The 15,591-nt window shown below is 63.1% G+C and carries 15 protein-coding genes; 13 read left to right on the top strand and 2 right to left on the bottom strand.

Going from position 1 to position 15,591, the window contains the following annotated elements; translation table 11 throughout:
* Positions 1-22: 22 nt before the first annotated feature.
* The 13 genes from ACIPUB_RS10280 (at position 23) to ACIPUB_RS10220 (ending at position 13,988) form a co-directional block, all read left to right on the top strand.
* Positions 23-208, top strand: a complete 186-nt coding sequence (locus ACIPUB_RS10280) for a ubiquitin-like protein Pup (protein ID WP_264271274.1) — start codon at positions 23-25, stop codon at positions 206-208.
* The gene (gene prcB, locus ACIPUB_RS10275; RefSeq protein ID WP_407607282.1) at positions 205-1,002 is read left to right on the top strand and encodes a proteasome subunit beta; all 798 of its coding nucleotides are present in this window, start codon (positions 205-207) and stop codon (positions 1,000-1,002) included. The genes ACIPUB_RS10280 and prcB overlap by 4 nt, the downstream gene beginning before the upstream one ends.
* Entirely contained in the window at positions 1,003-1,713 is a 711-nt protein-coding gene (prcA, locus tag ACIPUB_RS10270) for a proteasome subunit alpha (protein ID WP_407607281.1), read from the top strand.
* Between the two features lie 6 nt (positions 1,714-1,719).
* Positions 1,720-3,087, top strand: coding sequence for a Pup--protein ligase (gene pafA / locus ACIPUB_RS10265; RefSeq protein WP_407607280.1), 1,368 nt, complete (start codon positions 1,720-1,722; stop codon positions 3,085-3,087).
* A 137-nt stretch (positions 3,088-3,224) separates the two neighbouring features.
* Entirely contained in the window at positions 3,225-4,184 is a 960-nt protein-coding gene (locus tag ACIPUB_RS10260) for an FKBP-type peptidyl-prolyl cis-trans isomerase (RefSeq protein WP_407607279.1), read from the top strand.
* Between the two features lie 37 nt (positions 4,185-4,221).
* Entirely contained in the window at positions 4,222-4,617 is a 396-nt protein-coding gene (locus tag ACIPUB_RS10255) for an FKBP-type peptidyl-prolyl cis-trans isomerase (protein WP_310287355.1), read from the top strand.
* 119 nt (positions 4,618-4,736) lie between these two features.
* Positions 4,737-6,692: a helix-turn-helix transcriptional regulator gene (locus ACIPUB_RS10250; protein ID WP_407607278.1), complete on the top strand. Its 1,956-nt coding sequence runs from the start codon at positions 4,737-4,739 to the stop codon at positions 6,690-6,692.
* A complete protein-coding gene (locus ACIPUB_RS10245; protein WP_407607277.1) occupies positions 6,692-7,054 on the top strand; it encodes a hypothetical protein in 363 nt (120 codons plus the stop codon). Before ACIPUB_RS10250 ends, ACIPUB_RS10245 begins: the two co-directional genes overlap by 1 nt.
* Before the next feature lie 35 nt (positions 7,055-7,089).
* Positions 7,090-7,314: a Sec-independent protein translocase subunit TatA gene (gene tatA, locus ACIPUB_RS10240; RefSeq protein WP_264271282.1), complete on the top strand. Its 225-nt coding sequence runs from the start codon at positions 7,090-7,092 to the stop codon at positions 7,312-7,314.
* Positions 7,315-7,320: 6 nt separating this feature from the next.
* Complete coding sequence (gene tatC / locus ACIPUB_RS10235; protein ID WP_407607276.1) at positions 7,321-8,157, top strand: twin-arginine translocase subunit TatC; 837 nt, start codon at positions 7,321-7,323, stop codon at positions 8,155-8,157.
* 70 nt (positions 8,158-8,227) lie between these two features.
* On the top strand, positions 8,228-11,026 hold the full coding sequence (locus ACIPUB_RS10230) for a DEAD/DEAH box helicase (RefSeq protein ID WP_407607326.1): 2,799 nt from the start codon (positions 8,228-8,230) through the stop codon (positions 11,024-11,026).
* Positions 11,027-11,108: 82 nt separating this feature from the next.
* Positions 11,109-12,728: an amidohydrolase gene (locus tag ACIPUB_RS10225; RefSeq protein WP_407607275.1), complete on the top strand. Its 1,620-nt coding sequence runs from the start codon at positions 11,109-11,111 to the stop codon at positions 12,726-12,728.
* Between the two features lie 531 nt (positions 12,729-13,259).
* The gene (locus ACIPUB_RS10220; RefSeq protein WP_407607274.1) at positions 13,260-13,988 is read left to right on the top strand and encodes a polyprenol monophosphomannose synthase; all 729 of its coding nucleotides are present in this window, start codon (positions 13,260-13,262) and stop codon (positions 13,986-13,988) included.
* 90 nt (positions 13,989-14,078) lie between these two features.
* Here ACIPUB_RS10220 and ACIPUB_RS10215 read toward each other — a convergent pair whose 3' ends face one another.
* Together ACIPUB_RS10215 and ACIPUB_RS10210 are read right to left on the bottom strand one after the other, a co-directional pair.
* On the bottom strand, positions 14,079-14,438 hold the full coding sequence (locus ACIPUB_RS10215) for an RNA polymerase-binding protein RbpA (RefSeq protein WP_264271286.1): 360 nt from the start codon (positions 14,436-14,438) through the stop codon (positions 14,079-14,081).
* 180 nt (positions 14,439-14,618) lie between these two features.
* A complete protein-coding gene (locus tag ACIPUB_RS10210) occupies positions 14,619-15,551 on the bottom strand; it encodes an SPFH domain-containing protein (protein WP_407607273.1) in 933 nt (310 codons plus the stop codon).
* Positions 15,552-15,591 lie beyond the last annotated feature (40 nt).

Raw genomic sequence — 15,591 nt, 5'->3', positions numbered from 1 at the left:
CACGGAAAAGAGCGGGACGGCAATGACACAGGAACAGCACTCGGGACAGCGCCGCGAGGACACCCAGGCCCAGGAGACCGAGCAGGAAGTTGCCGCCGCGGCCGGCCAGGACGCCGGTGTCGATGACCTGCTCGATGAGATTGACGGGGTGCTGGAGCGCAACGCCGAGGAATTCGTGCGCGGCTTCGTGCAAAAGGGCGGCCAGTGATCGAGCTCGGTCCCGGTCCCTCCTTCGTGGAATACCTGAACCGGGACCGGCCCGACCTGCTGCCCGGTGCCCCGATCCAGTCCCAGGCCGCTTCCGGAGCCGCGGGGCAGGTGCCCCACGGAACCACCATCGTCGCGCTCTCCTACGCCGAGGGCATCGTGATGGCGGGGGACCGGCGCGCGACCATGGGCAACGTCATTGCCAGCCGCCGCATCGAGAAAGTGTTTGAGACCGACAGGTTCTCGGTGGTCGGCATCGCCGGGGCCGCCGGGGTCGCCATCGACATCGCCAAGCTCTTCCGCGTGGAACTCGAGCACTACGAGAAGATCGAGGGCACCCGGCTCTCGCTGGATGGCAAGGCCAACCGCCTGGCATCGATGATCCGCGCCAACCTGACCCTGGCCATGCAGGGCATGAGCGTGATCCCGCTCTTTGCCGGTTACGACACGCTCGCGCAGACCGGGCGGATCTTCTCCTTCGACATCACCGGCGGGCTCTACGAAGAGGTGGAGCACCACTCGATCGGCTCCGGTTCCCCGTACGCCCGTGGCGCGCTGAAAAAACTTTGGCAACCGGACATGGATGCCACGGCCGCGGTGCGCGTGGCCGTGGAGGCCCTCTACGACGCAGCCGACGACGACTCGGCCACCGGGGGACCGGATGCGGTGCGCAAGCTCTGGCCCGTGGTGTACGCCGTGGACTCCAACGGGGCCCGCCGCGTCGAGGACGCGATCCTCTCCGAGATGGCGCGGTCGATCATTGCCACACGGACCGATGACGGGAAGGAAGCCTAGATGAGCGCGCAATACTACGTTTCGCCCGAGCAACTCATGAAGGACCGGGCGGATTTCGCCCGGAAGGGCATTGCCCGGGGCCGGGCCGTCATCGTGGCCTCGTGCGCCGACGGGATCGCCCTGATCGCGGAGAACCCCTCCGGCTCGCTGCACAAGATCGGCGAGATCTACGATCGCATCGCCTTCGCCGCTGTGGGCAAGTACAACGAATTCGAGTCCCTGCGCCAGGCCGGGGTGCGCTATGCAGACACCCGCGGCTATTCCTACTCCCGCCACGACGTGACAGGCCGCGGCCTGGCCAGCGTCTACGCCCAGTCCCTGGGCGCGGTGTTCACCGCCGAGGCCAAGCCCTTCGAGGTGGAGCTGGCGGTCCTAGAACTGGGCGAAACGCCGGAACTGGACACCCTGTTCTCGCTGAACTTCGACGGGTCGATCGCCGAGCAGCCCGGCCACATCATCATGGGCGGCGACACCCCCGCAATTCGCGAGGCCTGGAACGGATATTGGGCAGGGAAGGACCTGGCCGCCGCGGGGACCGACGAGGTCATCCGCGCCGCCGCCCTGGTGCTGCCGGGGGTCGGGGAAAGCCCCGAGGACGCCCGGTTGTTGGAGGTCGCGGTGCTTGAACGCGTCACGTCCTCGGGTTCGCACCGCCATTTCCGCCGCCTTGACACACCAACCATTGCCCGGTTCCTGGGCGCAGGGAAGTAGACACGCATGGACCGCAGGATCTACGGCATCGAGACCGAATACGGGATCAACTACTCCGATCCCGGGGGCCGTCCGCTCACGCCGGAGGAATCGGCACGCTACCTCTTCCGCCGGGTGGTGGCCTGGGGGCGCAGCTCGAACGTGTTCCTCACCAACGGATCCAGGCTTTACCTCGATGTCGGCTCGCACCCGGAATACGCCACGGCCGAGTGCGACGAGCTCCGCCAGCTGATTGCGCACGACCGAGCAGGGGAGTCGATCCTCAACGACCTGGTGGCCAGCGCGGAGGAACGCATGGCCGCCGACGGGTTCAACGGCCGGCTGTACCTGTTCAAGAACAACACCGACACCGCCGGGAACTCCTACGGCTGCCACGAGAACTTCCTGATCCCGCGCAAGCTCGAGTTCGCCCGGCTCGCCGAAATCCTGATCCCGTTCCTGGTCACGCGGCAGCTTATCGCCGGGGCCGGCAAGATCGTGAACATCGACGGTGAACCGCTCTACGCCTTCTCCCAGCGCGCGGACCATGTGTGGGAAGGGGTCTCCTCGGCCACCACCCGATCGCGGCCCATCATCAACACCCGCGACGAGCCGCATGCCGACGCCGAGTACTTCCGCCGCCTGCATGTCATCGTGGGGGACTCGAACATGTCCGAGACAACCCAGCTGGTTAAGCTCGGGGCGACCGACTTGATGCTGCGGATCATCGAGTCGGGGAAGATCATGGAGGACCTGCGGCTGGAAAACCCCATCCGGTCCATCCGCGAGATCTCCCACGATTTCAACGGCACCACCCTGGTCAAGCTCGCCAACGGCAAGCACCTCACCGCACTGGCACTCCAGCGCCGCTTCCTGACACTGGCCACCGACTTCGTTGCCCGCGAGGGGGCGCACCACGATCAGGTGCCGGCCGTGCTGGATTTGTGGACCCGCACCCTGGATGCGGTGGAATCGGGGAACTTCTCCGGGATCGACACGGAAATCGATTGGGCCATCAAACACAAGCTGATCAATTCCTATGCCAACCGCCACCAGCTGGACCTGGGTGCCCAGCGCCTGGCGCAGCTGGACCTGACGTACCACGACATCGACACCAAGCGCGGGCTCTTCCATGTGCTGGCGGCCCGGGGCAAGGTGGCCTCGGTGGTGGATCCGGCGGACATCGCCTTGGCCGTTGACAACCCGCCGCAAAGCACGCGGGCCAAGTTGCGCGGCGATTTTGTCCGGGCTGCCAAGAATGCGGAGCGGGACTTCACCGTTGACTGGGTGCATTTGAAGCTCAACGACCATCCCGGCCAAACGGTGCTCTGCAAGGACCCCTTCACCAACGAGGACTCCCGCGTGGAGGCACTGATTACGGCCATGGGCGGCTAGCCCCCATCCGTCCCGTTGCAGCGTCCAATAAGGAGATTCACAGTTTCGGCCTTTAAGCTGGCTTTAGTCAGGTTCGAAAGCTCACCGCACAGCGTGGGTGTTTCCAGTTCCAAAATCCCCAACTGAAAGTTGATTTCGTGCGCAAAGTAATGGCACTCGTTGCAACGGCCTCGTTGCTGCTGGTGACGGCCTGTGGTTCAACCACCGCGGCATCCAGCGGTGACGTTGCGCCGTTGGAATCGATCAAGGTCACCCCCGGTGCGGATGATTCCTCGGATCCGACCGTCACCTTCGACACCCCGCTGGTTGCCACGGCAACCGGCGCCAAGGTCATCGTCGAGGGCAAGGGCGAGGACATCAAGGAAAACCAGAACGTCAAGTTCAAGTCCATCGCCTACAAGGCCGAGGATGCCAGCCTGCTCGGATCGGGCTTTGCCGGGGAACCGGTAACCTTGCCGACCAACGAAGAATTCAAGGCCCAGCTCCCGGCGCTTTATGAAACCCTCCTGCAGGCCAAGGTCGGCTCCTGGGTCGCCATGGTCGAGCCGGCAGCCGAGGCAGCACCCGCCGAAGGTGCTTCGCCCTCTGCAAGCCCCGGCGAGGTAAAGGCCGAAACGGTGGTTGTCCTGAAGGTCGTGGCCAGCGAGCCGATTCCAGAGGCTTCCAAGAAGCTGGGAGCCGATGAGGTCAAGAAGCTCAAGGACGAAGGTTCCCTTCCTACCTTCGAGATGAAGGATGAGAAGCCGGCCATCACGATCCCGAAGGACAAGGAAGTTCCTGCAGGCTTGGTCGTTGACGTCGTCAAGGAAGGCACCGGCAAGGTCGCCACAGCGACCTCGGACGTGTCAGCCAACTACACCGGCGTCCGCTGGGAAGACGGCAAGCAGTTCGACTCCAGCTATGACCGTGGCGAAGCGTCCGACTTCAATCTCTCGGGCGTCATCCCGGGTTGGACCCAGGGACTGGAGGGATTGAAGGCCGGTACGCAGGTCATGCTCACCATTCCGACCGATCTGGCCTACGGGGCGGATGCGGCTTCCCAGGGGCGACCTGCGGGACCGTTGGTCTTCTTTGTTGAGCTCAAGGAAGTAAAGTAGCTAGAAGCTTTTAGCAACCAACCGAAAGGATTCCACCATGTCTTTTGGACAGCGTGATTACGACCGTACCAAGCCGGAGATCGAATTCCCGGGCACCGACGCCCCGACCGAACTGAAGATCGAGGACATCGTCGTTGGCGACGGCGCCGAGGTCGTTCCGGGTTCGACCGTCTCGACCCACTACGTCGGCGTGGCCTGGTCCACCGGCGAAGAGTTCGACGCCTCCTGGAACCGTGGCACCCCGCTGGACTTCCGTGCCGGCGTCGGCCAGGTCATCCAGGGCTGGGACCAGGGCCTGATCGGGATGAAGGTCGGCGGCCGCCGCCGCCTGGAAATTCCTTCCGAACTCGCCTACGGCTCGCGCGGCGCCGGTGGAGCCATTGGCCCGAACGAAGCACTGATCTTCGTCGTGGACCTGGTGGCTGTCCGCTAAGCACAGCAATTCGCCTTTGGCCGTGTTTTCCCAAGTTAAACGGGGGAGAACACGGCCAAAGGCCGTTAACGCGGCGTTGCATTGGCTAGGCCTTGTCACCAAAGGGTAATCTTGCGAGCGTGGCTCAAATTAACTCCGGCGGTCCTTCCCGTGCCGAGAAACTCGTCAGTCTTACCTATGCGTTGATCAACACCCCGCATGGATATTCCAAGCGCGAACTGCGCAAGATCGTCGATGACTACCAGTCGCTGAGTGACGCTGCATTTGACCGGAAATTTGACCGGGACAAGAAAGACCTGCGTGAAATGGGCGTGCCGGTAAAAACCCTCGGCACCGGCTCCGAGGAGCGCTACCTGATCACCCCGGCCAGTTATCGGCTGCCCGAAGTGAGTTTCACTACCGAGGAAGCCGCGGTGCTGGGCCTTGCTGCACAGCTGTGGAAGGACACCGACCTGGAATCCTCGGCCACCCGAGCCACCGGCCGGCTCTCGGCCGGGTTGGAAGACACCGGCCGCGGGGTACGGTTCACGGAGTATGTTCCCCGATTGCATGCCGCCGGGCCGACGTTTGCCGCTTGTCTCGAGGCAGTCTGGGCACAGCAGGTCCTGTCTTTTGAATATCTGGATGCCCAGGGCCGTGCCAGCGATCGCACCGTGGACGCCTGGGGGATCGGTTCGCGCTTCGGCAACTGGTACCTGGTCGGACTGGACCACGACCGCCAGGACGTGCGCATGTTCCGGCTGACCCGGATCCTCAGCGACATCCGCACCGGCCACCCGCATACATCCCGTCCCACAGGATTCTCCATGGCGGACACCTTGGGTGGCCTGAATCCCGACATTGCCGGCGAAAAGGCCCGGCTGTCGGTGGCCAAGGATTCCGGATGGGCGCTTCGTTCCCGGGCAGAATCCATTTCCCCCGGCGAGGACCACGATGTACTGGTACTGCAATTCCACGATCTGATGGGCCTTTCGGCCGACGTGGCAAAATTGGGTGCCGATGCCAGCGTGCTGGAACCCGCTTCCTTGGCAACGGCCGTGCGCCGCAGGCTCGAGGGGGCACTGGCCGCCCAGCAGGCGCCCGTACCCGCCTACAAGCTCAGCAAACGCCGCAACGTCGGGCGCCCTCCGTCCACCGAGGCAGTCGCCCGAAACCTCGACATCATTTCCTATGTGGCCAAGTTCGGTTCACCCACCGTTGAGCAAACGGCCACCCATTTCGGGTTGACTGAAAAGCAGCTTTTGGCCCACCTGCAGACGATCATGATGTGCGGGGTGCCAAACGGGCTGCCCGATGAATTGATCGACGTGGAATGGGAGGCGGGAACCATCAGCATCAACAATGCAGAGGCCCTCAATGCGCCCATCCGGCTCAGCCTTACCGAGGCCGCGACCATGCTCGCCGGTTTGGCATCGCTGCGCGGACTGCCGGACTTCGAGCATGCCCAGGCGGTCGACTCGGCCTACGGAAAGCTGCAGGCAGCCGCGGTGGGCTTCGAAGGCCTGGAATCGGTATTGTCCATTGCCTTGCGCTCAACCGAAGAAAGCGAAATCTACGCTGCCCTGGTGCGGGCCATCCGCGAACACCAGACGGTGGAGCTGACGTACTACAGCGCTTCCAGCGACGCACTGGGTGTGCGGCAGGTCGAACCCATTCGCCTCGTGGAGAATGCCGGCCGGCAATACCTTCGCGCCTTCTCGGTGCCCAACAACGAAATCCGCAGTTTCCGCATCGATAGGATCCAGTCGGCGACGTTCAGCGGCCAGCAGTTCACCTTTGCCCCGGATCGGCATGACGACCAGGACGATATCTTCTTCACCCCCAGCCCCACCGACGAGTTGGTTGTCCTGGGCTTCGGTCCTCGCCTGGCTTCACTCGTGGATGAATACGCCCCGGAGCAGTGGGCCAAGGTCGCGCATGAAAACATCGCGGAGATTCGCATGACTTCCACTTCCACCGTCCCGGGAATGGTGGCCTACCATGGCGGGGACCTGCGGGTTGTTGAACCTGCCCCGCTATGCACCGAGGTCGAAGCCTGGCTCAGTGCGGCAGTGGCCAACTTGGAGGTGAAGTAGTGATGTTCGCATGGTGGTTCTGGGTGTTGCTGTGGATCGTGCTCGCCCTGGGCACGCTGTTATTCCTTGTCCTGGCCGCAATCCGGCTCTTTCGCGGCTTCATGGCCCTGACCCACGAAGTCGGCGATGCCATGGACCGGGTGGGCTCCGCCATGGATGAGGAGGCGGTGCCCCGAAATTATCCCGAGGTACCGGAGCGCACGCCGTCTGGAATAGCAGCCCTCTTCCAGGACCGGGATGCCGCCAAGGAGGCCCACGCTACAGGAAAGCTGCGCCGATCCACGGCGCGACGCAACGCACGCATTGAACGCAAAGCCAAGCGAGGACAACCCCAACGCGTAGGCGATCTAGAATTGTTCTGACGTAGACTTAACACGATTGAAAGGTAGGTTCCCCAATGGGTGGAATCCAAGGATGGCATCTGGTCATCATCGTAATTTTGGCACTCCTGCTGTTTGGTGCCCCGAAGCTTCCGGGTTTGGCCCGCTCCGTTGGCCAGTCCCTGCGTATCTTCAAGTCCGAGGTCCGTCAGATGAAGGACGACGACAAGGCACCCGAGGCCGGCGAAGAAACCGTCGAGGGCAAGATCGTTGACCCCGACCGTCGTGAGAACAACTCCTAGTCCTTCGTGAGCGAACAAGACGTGGACTCCAAAAAGGGGCGGAAGAACAATCCCGAGGGCCGCATGGCCCTCAAGGCCCATCTGGTCGAAGCCCGGAACCGTCTCTTCATTTCACTGATCGCGCTGGTTTTGGGAACGGTCGGCGGATTCTTCCTCTATGACGAGGTCCTCGGGCTGCTCATCTCCCCGGTCCGTGCATACGGCGGGGAAGTCAACTTCACTTCCGTCATGGCACCTTTTGACATCATGCTCAAGACCTCGTTGCTCTTGGGCCTGGTGTTCTCGGCACCGATCTGGATCTACCAGCTCTGGGCATTTATCGTTCCGGGGCTGAAGAAGAAGGAACGCAACACGGCCATCGGGTTCGCCGCAGCCGCTGCGCCGCTCTTCATCCTGGGCGTCGGCATGGCCTATTGGGTCTTGCCCCATGCCTTGAAGTTCTTCATCTCATTGACCCCGGAGAACGCACAGTCCTGGCTGACGACCGACACTTACCTACCGTTCGTGTTCCGGCTGTTGATCGCCTTCGGTCTTGCCATGCTGGCACCGGTGCTCATGGTCGGATTGAACCTGGTCGGCATCCTGAAGGCGAAATTGATCCTTCGGCATTGGCGCATCACGGTCTTCCTCATTGCCCTCGTGGCCGCCATGGCGGCTCCGGGCGGAGATGCGATCACCATGTTTGCACTGGCCGGGCCATTGTTCGTCACCTTCGCGACGGCAACATTGATTTGCCACCTGAACGACCGCAAGCGAGACAAGAAGCGGGCCCAGCTCGAGGCCGAAAACGCCGCCAGTGCCGGCGAGGGATCCATCATTCCCGATTCGCCGGAAATCCCATAGGGAACCCCCGGGTCCGGAGTACGGACACGGGCGCACCTACTACCCTCCCGAAAGGGGTCGCAGCGTGAGCATGCCGGCCGAGCGATTTGACGCAGCCAAGAACCAACCCGAGGAGAGCGAAAGCGGGCTCCCCGAGTTCCGGGCGTCCCTGGGATTCGACCTCGACCCCTTCCAAGAGGAAGCCTGCCGGGCAGTTGCTTCAGGTTCCGGAGTCTTGGTGGCTGCACCCACCGGCGCGGGAAAAACGGTGGTGGGGGAGTTCGCCATATTCCAGGCACTTCGCACCGGACGCAAGGCCTTCTACACAACCCCCATCAAGGCGCTCAGCAACCAAAAGTACAGCGACCTCGTGGCCACCTACGGTCCCGAACGCGTTGGTCTGCTCACCGGCGACATGACGATCAACGGCGAGGCCGAGATCGTCGTGATGACCACCGAAGTCCTGCGCAACATGCTGTATGCGGATTCGGACACCCTTGATTCCCTGGGCTACGTCGTCATGGACGAGGTCCACTATTTGGCGGACAAGTTCCGCGGCGCGGTATGGGAAGAAGTCATCATCCACTTGCGGGAGGATGTCCAGGTCATATCGCTCTCCGCCACGGTTTCCAACGCCGAGGAGTTTGGCGGCTGGCTGGACGCGGTGCGGGGCGATACCCGCATCATCGTCTCGGAGCACCGTCCGATTCCGCTCTTCCAGCACGTGATGGTCGGTGGCCGCCTTGTCGACCTGTTTGCCGAGGATGTTTCGTTCGACCAGGTAGCCGATACCCCGGATCGGGTGGCCGAGGTCAACCCCGAACTCACCAAGATGGCCCACCGGGGCCTCACCGGCTCACGGGGTCGCGTCCAGCGCGGACGTGGCCGCCGCGGCGGAGGAGGAACCTGGGGAGAGAAGCGCGATCAGATGGGCACGCGCGTCTCCCGGCCGGACATGATCATGGCCCTTGACCATGCCGGGTTGCTTCCGTCGCTGGTCTTCATCTTTTCCCGCAACGGCTGCGACGCCGCCGTGGCCCAGTGCGTCCGCTCGGGGCTTGCGCTGACCACCATCGCGGAGTCCACCGAAATCGAACAGACGATTGACATCGTCGCCCACAAGCTGCCGCCGGACGACCTCGAAGTGCTGGGCTTCTGGCCGTGGCGCGAAGGACTCATGCGGGGTTTTGCTGCCCACCATGCGGGCCTTCTGCCGATCTTCAAGGAGGTCGTTGAGGAACTCTTTGTCCGCGGCCTCGTCAAGGCAGTTTTCGCCACCGAGACGCTGGCCTTGGGCGTCAACATGCCTGCCCGGTCGGTGGTCATGGAAAAGCTCGAGAAGTTCAACGGCGAATCACACGTGTCTGTCACCGCGGGGGAGTACACCCAGCTGACGGGCCGTGCCGGGCGTCGGGGCATTGACGTCGAGGGTCACGCGGTGGTCCTGTGGCAACAGGACACCGATCCGGCGGCCATCGCGGGGCTGGCCTCCAAGCGGACCTACCCGTTGAACTCCAGTTTCCGTCCGACCTACAACATGTCCCTGAACCTGACCTCGCAGTTCGGCCGGGAGCGGGCCCGCGGCATCCTGGAAACCTCATTCGCCCAGTTCCAGGCGGACCGTTCCGTGGTCGGCATGGCCCGCCAGGTACGCTCCCGCGAGGAGTCGCTGGCCGGCTACGCCAAGTCAATGACCTGCCACATGGGGGACTTCAGGGAATACGCCGCCTTACGCGAGCAATTGTCCGCGGCGGAGAAGGAGGCCTCGAAAACCATTTCGAGGCTGCGCCGCTCGGCAGTCAGCGAATCCCTGGAATCCCTCACGCGCGGGGACATCATCGACATCCGTGGGGCCCGGAAGCTTGGCCGTTGCGTGGTCATTGAGTTGGACAACTCGTGGCACGACCCGCGCCCCACGGTGCTGACAGAGGACAAACACATCCGCCGCGTCGGGGTACAGGACCTCAACGGCCCGGTTGAGGTGATCTCGCAGATCCGGATCCCCAAGGGCTTCACCGGCCGCAGTCCCAAGGAACGCCGAGACCTGGCAGCTTCGCTGCACAACGCACTGGCCGAGTCGCGTCCGCCACGCCGCGGCGCCCCGGAGTTCACCTTCAGCGGCAGCGATGAGCAGGAAGAACTCATTGTTCGGCTGCGTGCAGCGCTCAAGGCCCACCCGTGCCATGCCTGCCCGGAGCGCGAGGACCATGCTCGCTGGGGTGAACGCCACGCGAAGCTGCTGCGCGACACCAACAAGCTGCGCGCCCAGATCAGCGGACGCACCAACACCATTTCGAAGACCTTTGACCGCGTCGCGAAGGTGCTTGAGGACTTCGAATACCTCGTGCCCGCCTCCGACGATCTGGGCCAGGCCCAAATCACCGATGCCGGTCAACGGTTGCGGCGCATCTACGGCGAACGAGACCTCCTGACATCCCTGGTCATGGAAACCGGCGCCATGAACGAGATGACCGCCGAGGAACTGGCCGGATTCATTTCCGCCCTGGTTTTCCAGGCGCGACGCGAAGACCACGGACCCGATCCGCGGATGCCCACTGCGAAGGTGCAAATCGCCTGGGAGACCTCGGTCAACCTGTGGTCGCGCCTTTCCGACGCCGAGGCCAACGCCGGCCTGCCCGAGACCGTAGCTCCGGACTCTGGGTTGATCTGGCCGATCTACAAGTGGGCCCGGGGCTCGGATTTGCGCGAATGCCTCCGCGGCACCGACCTGGCCGGCGGCGATTTCGTGCGGTGGGCCAAACAGGTCATTGACGTGCTTGACCAATTGGCCAAGATCCCGGATCTGAACACCGGACTTGCCCGGTCCTGCAACCAGGCGGTCCAGCGGATCCGCCGCGGGGTCGTCGCATATTCAAACGTCGTGGACTGAGTCCCGCCACCGCGGGACCACTCACGACAGGATTGAAGGACGCCGACACAACGGGCGTGCTCGAGAACAGTAAAGGTAGACAATGTCACTTGAGATGTACCGCAATGGTTCCATCTATTCCCCGGCCGACCCCTTTGCCACGGCAATGTTGGTCGAGGACGGGACGGTGGCGTGGATCGGCACCGAGGCAGCGGCAGGCGCCTTGCTGGACGCACGGATGACCGAGATTGATTTGCGGGGCGCCCTCATCACGCCGGCCTTCGTGGACTCGCATGTCCATTTGGCATCGTTGGGTGCCCGCCTCAAGGGCCTGGACCTGGGTGCCGCCCGCAGCGCCACCGACGTGCTTGCAGCCGTGGACGTTGCTGCGGCCAACACCGCAGGGACCATCCTCGGTGCAGGATGGGACGAGTCGACCTTCGCCTCCGGCACACTGCCCACGTCCGACCAGCTACACCGGGCAGCCCCCGACCGGGAGATCTACCTGGCGAGGATCGACTTGCACTCCGCACTCATCAGCCCCGCGCTGGCACAGCGCGTCGGCCTCGTGGAAGGTCCCGAGTACGTCGATGGGTTGGTCCGCGGGACTGCCCACGAACGTGTCCGGTCCGCAGTTTTCGCCTATGACCCCTCAGCGAACACCGAAAACCGCAATCTTGCCCTTCAGCACCTGGCTGCCACGGGGCATGGGACGGTGGTGGAAATGGCCGCCGAGCACATCTCCGGACGCGCCGATCTCGAGGCGCTGCTGGGCCGCACCGACGCCCAGAAGGCTTCCAGCCCCGAGGTCTACGCCTATTGGGGCCAAGCGGTGGGCACCGAGGAGGAAGCCCGCTCTTTGTTGGCATCGTTCAATTCGCCCTCCGTGGTGGGATTGGGCGGCGACCTGAACATCGATGGCTCGATCGGTTCCCGTACAGCGTTGCTGCGCGCCGACTACTCCGATGCAGCGGGGGAGAGAGGTACCTCCTACCTGGATATTGACAGCATCAGCGCCCACGTTGCCGCATGTTCCCTGGCCGGCATCCAGGCCTCCTTCCACGTGATCGGCGACGCCGGCATGGACCTCGCACTTGAGGGCTTTGCCAGGGCCGCTGAATCCGTGGGCATTGCCAAGGTCCAGGCCGGCAGGCACCGATTGGAACACGTGGAAATGGTCGACGACGCCGCACGGGCCCAAATGCTTGCCTTCGCCTTGACGGCTTCCATGCAACCGGGCTTCGACGCCGCATGGGGAGGTCCGGGCCGCCTGTACGAGCAACGGCTCGGCGGTTCCCGCGCCGCGTCCATGAATGGCGTTGGACAGTTCCTGGCTGCCGGGGTTCCCGTCGTGGTCGGGTCGGATGCCCCCGTCACCTCGGTCAGCCCGTGGGCTTCCGTCAAGGCCTGCCTCGAACTCAGCGACCCGCAGGCACGGATCTCGGCAAGGGCCGCATTCATGGCGCACACCCGATCCGGATTCCGTGCCCTCGGCACATCTAACCCCTACGCCGGCCAACTGGTCACCGGTGCCGATGCGACCTTTGCCATCTGGGATGCTGCCGAGTTGTCGGTTCAGACCCCGGACCTCCGTGTTTCCTCTTGGAGCACCGATGCCCGCGCCGGTACCCCCATGCTGCCGGTGCTGGAAGACGAGTTACCCAATTGCCTGCGAACTGTGCGGGCGGGCCACGTGCTCTTCGATGCCCTCGGCGTGTCCTAGAATCATCTTCTCCACCGAGACGAAATTCAGATCTTCCGCCTCTTGGCAGGGCCTGAAACGAAGTAACGCGATTTGAAAGTTTTATTTCCCGGCAAAACGCATGAACCCGCGATTTATAGGTTGACTTGAGCGGATTCATGAAGCCAGTGGTCCGGAAACGGTTGACAGTTAAAAACTGGACGGTAGGCTGGAACCAATGTCTGATCCTTCGATCCGGCTTACCGGCATTCCGGTGTGCAAGAACAAATCGACCCCGTAGGCACTAGATAACACCTGCCCCGCCGCTTGTCGGCGGTAATGGACGGACCGAAGCCCGCGGGGTCGATTTGTGTCCGGCGCCATTATCGAGGCATCTTGCGCATCACACGGCGAGGGTCCGGGATTCTCCGGGGCGGTTGCGTATAATTGAGCACTGACCCCACCTGATCCCCGAAGCCAATCGCCGCGGGTTCCCGCCTTGCGGCACGTTGGCACTCGGCCCATTGCGGCCCTCTTCCGCGGATCATTCCATCAGCAGAAAGGGACTGCCGCGTGCGCGTAGTCACGATCATTCCGACTTACAACGAGCTTGAATCGCTCCCCATCACCGTAGGCCGCTTGCGTGCCGCAGTGCCAGATTCGGACGTGCTGATCGTTGACGACAATTCCCCCGACGGCACAGGCGACCTCGCCGAAAAGATGGCCGCCGAGGACAAGGCAATCCACGTCATGCACCGCACGGGCAAGGCCGGGCTTGGCGCAGCCTACCTGGCAGGTTTCCGTTGGGCCCTGGACGCCGACTACGACGTGCTCGTGGAAATGGATGCCGACGGCTCCCACAAGCCGGAGCAACTGCCTCTGCTCTTGGCCGAAATCCCCAAGGGCGCGGACCTGGTCATCGGTTCCCGCTGGGTCAAGGGCGGGTCGGTTGTGAACTGGCCACTGCACCGCAAGTTGATTTCACGCGTGGGCAGCTTCTACTCGCGGACCATGCTCGGGGTGAACCTGCGAGACATCACCGCCGGCTACCGCGCCTTCCGCCGTGAGACCCTTGAAGCCCTCGATTTCAACGCCATCGATTCCGTCGGTTACGGCTTCCAGGTTGATATGACCTTCCGTGTTGCGCAACTGGGCAAGAATATCGTCGAGGTACCTATCACTTTCGTCGAACGCGAACTAGGCGTCTCAAAGATGAGCGGCAACATCGTCATTGAAGCCATGCTGAACGTGACCAAATGGGGACTGAGCGCCCGCTGGAAGAAACTGACCAGCCGCAAGTAGTCGCCGGGATGCCGTGAGGGCATCCAGAAATGGCGAGGGCCCGAATGGATGTTCCATTCGGGCCCTCGCCATTTGTGTTGCCGGGGGTCGTTATCCCTTGAGCGCTGCCTGGGCTGCACCGCGTGTTGCGCGCAACTTGTCCAGGCGATCCTTCAGGATCGTTTCCAGCTCGTCAACGGAGCGGCGCTCGAGAAGCATGTCCCAGTGGGTACGCACCGGCTTCTCGTTGGATTCCTCCGGCTCTGCTTCGCCATTGACCAGCTTTGCAAGCTTTCCGGTCTTGGAGGTCCAGGTTGCCGGGATGTCTGCCTCGGCGGCAAAAATCACGAACACCTGCTCGCCGTCTTCGCAACGGTATTCAACGCGCTGGCGCGCTGCTGGCTCGACGCCAGCCTCAGTTTCCATGCTCTGTGCGCCAAGGCGCATTCCTCGCAGGCTGCGATCGCTCATATTGTCTCCCTACTGCGATTACATACGGGTTCGGCTACCGATTTCAACGTCCCGGTCCAGCTCAAAATTCCCGCGGGGCGCAAGTCTCGAAGTTTCCATTATACGGCCCCGACGCGGCTTCGGGCGGGCGACCTCGGTTGTGAGGTCACCCGCCCGATCAATTCCGGCCCGGAAGGGTCGTTACATCAGGGTACTGCTAGGGCTTTCGGGCTTGTTATCGCCGCCGCCTTCGGTGAAGTTGCCCAGGGCTCCGCCGATTCCCTTGAGCGCCTCGCCGACCTCGCTGGGGATGATCCACAGCTTGTTGGAGGAGCCTTCAGCAATCTTCGGCAAGGTCTGCAGGTACTGGTAAGCCAGCAACTTCTGGTCCGGCTTGCCTGCGTGGATTGCATCGAAGACCTTCTGGATGGCCTGCGCCTCGCCATCCGCGCGAAGGATCGATGCCTTGGCATCACCCTCGGCCTTGAGAATGGATGCCTGGCGCTGGCCCTCGGCTGTCAGGATGGCCGACTGCTTGGTGCCTTCGGCCGTGAGGATCGCGGCGCGGCGGTCACGTTCTGCACGCATCTGCTTCTCCATGGAATCCTGGATCGACAGGGGTGGATCGATGGCCTTGAGCTCGACGCGCGAGACACGGATACCCCACTTGCCGGTGGCCTCGTCCAGGACCCCACGCAGCTGGCCATTGATCTGGTCGCGGCTTGTGAGCGCCTCTTCGAGGTTCAGCCCGCCGACCACGTTACGAAGCGTGGTGGTGGTCAGCTGCTCGACGGCTTGAATGTAGTTGGCGATTTCGTAGGTAGCCGCACGCGGCTCGGTGATCTGGAAGTACACCACGGTGTCAATCGAGACCACCAGGTTGTCTTCGGTGATCACGGGCTGCGGCGGAAAGCTCACGACCTGTTCGCGAAGATCCAGCATGGGAAGCAACCGATCGACAAACGGAATCAAGATCGTCAGCCCAGGAAGCAGCGTGCGGTGGTATTTGCCCAGTCGCTCCACGATCCCGGCTCGCGCCTGCGGCACAATACGCACTGAGCGCAGGAGCACAATGATCACGAAGATTGCCAGTACTACCAGGACGACCGTTAGGCCTAGACCCGATGTTTGCATCTCTTCTCTCTTTCGTAGGGGCGTCATGTTCCGGACGCCG

It is taken from the genome of Paeniglutamicibacter sp. ORCA_105 (assembly GCF_045798545.1).
GTDB lineage: Bacteria > Actinomycetota > Actinomycetes > Actinomycetales > Micrococcaceae > Paeniglutamicibacter > Paeniglutamicibacter sulfureus.
This window is presented reverse-complemented; position numbering and strand designations above follow the sequence as displayed.

Bases quoted from the DNA above. Each gene is read 5' to 3' on its own strand.
- pafA (WP_407607280.1), top strand. From the start codon at position 1,720: ATGGACCGCAGGATCTACGGCATCGAGACCGAATACGGGATCAACTAC.
- ACIPUB_RS10280 (WP_264271274.1), top strand. From the start codon at position 23: ATGACACAGGAACAGCACTCGGGACAGCGCCGCGAGGACACCCAGGCC.
- ACIPUB_RS10210 (WP_407607273.1), bottom strand. From the start codon at position 15,551: ATGCAAACATCGGGTCTAGGCCTAACGGTCGTCCTGGTAGTACTGGCA.
- ACIPUB_RS10225 (WP_407607275.1), top strand. From the start codon at position 11,109: ATGTCACTTGAGATGTACCGCAATGGTTCCATCTATTCCCCGGCCGAC.
- ACIPUB_RS10255 (WP_310287355.1), top strand. From the start codon at position 4,222: ATGTCTTTTGGACAGCGTGATTACGACCGTACCAAGCCGGAGATCGAA.
- ACIPUB_RS10230 (WP_407607326.1), top strand. From the start codon at position 8,228: ATGCCGGCCGAGCGATTTGACGCAGCCAAGAACCAACCCGAGGAGAGC.
- prcA (WP_407607281.1), top strand. From the start codon at position 1,003: ATGAGCGCGCAATACTACGTTTCGCCCGAGCAACTCATGAAGGACCGG.
- tatA (WP_264271282.1), top strand. From the start codon at position 7,090: ATGGGTGGAATCCAAGGATGGCATCTGGTCATCATCGTAATTTTGGCA.
- ACIPUB_RS10215 (WP_264271286.1), bottom strand. From the start codon at position 14,438: ATGAGCGATCGCAGCCTGCGAGGAATGCGCCTTGGCGCACAGAGCATG.